Below are 974 nucleotides of genomic sequence, written 5' to 3'. Positions count from 1 at the left end.
CGGCTAGAGGCAGTGTATCTTCTCAGATTCACTGCCATTAAGGCGAATCCCAATTCATTTTCCACTTTGGGTTTTCCTCGTACGGAGAAACGAGTGAAACCCAAATTAGCCTTCAAGAATCCAAAAAATGGCTCCACATCTATCTTACGTTTCCCGTAAAGCTTGCCCATTTCTTCATCTGAAAGCTGTTCTCGTATCATCTTCTTTTGTGCTTCCCATTTCTCATTATAAAATATTTTTCGGTTGTTGCCTTCCTTTGCTTTGGTACATTGCTCTCGTAAAGGACAACCTGTACAATCTTCACATTCATAGACCTTAAATTGTCGCTCGTAACCATACTTGTCTGTCCGTTTGGAGTCATAGCGATAAGTAACAGCTTGCCCATTTGGACAAGTAAAGGCATCTTTTTCGGCATCATAATCCCAGTTAGCGGTGTTAAAAGGATTGTTTTTATATTTTTTCTTCTTCTCTTTACGATACATATTGTAAGTGATGAGGGCAGTTCGTAATCGTTCCAGGGTGACATTTTCTATATTCTGTTCACTTCCATAAGCTGCATCCGCTACTAGGAATTCAGGCAACACAAAATATTCCTTTTCCATTCGATCTAAAAAAGGAATCAATGTTCGTGTATCGGTAGGGTTCGGAAAAATATCATAGGCTAACGCGTAACGTCCTTCTGTTGCCAATTGCACATTATAAGCAGCTTTCAACTGTCCATTCTTCATATGGTCATCTTTCAATCGCATAAAGGTTGCGTCGTGATCCGTCTTGGAATAGCTATTACGTTCTTCTAAAATCTCCAATGCTTCTTCATATTTTTCTTTCCGATGTATGTAATCATGCGCTTTTTTTAAGGCTTGTTTTGGCTGCTTCCGTTCCGAACGCAGGGCTTTTCGGTCCTGTGCTTCTTCACTTGATTCGATTTGTTCCGTATACGTTTGGACAGACTTATCCAAATCCGTTGCCATCTG

General features: G+C 40.2%; 1 protein-coding gene. It reads right to left on the bottom strand.

The window, feature by feature from the left end; all coding sequences use genetic code 11:
• Nucleotides 1–974: transposase (locus KI375_RS26960; RefSeq protein ID WP_212976437.1), on the bottom strand; the 974-nt coding region annotated here is incomplete at both ends.

It is taken from the genome of Bacillus sp. J14TS2, assembly GCF_018333015.1.
GTDB lineage: Bacteria > Bacillota > Bacilli > Bacillales > Bacillaceae_C > Lederbergia.
This window is presented reverse-complemented; position numbering and strand designations above follow the sequence as displayed.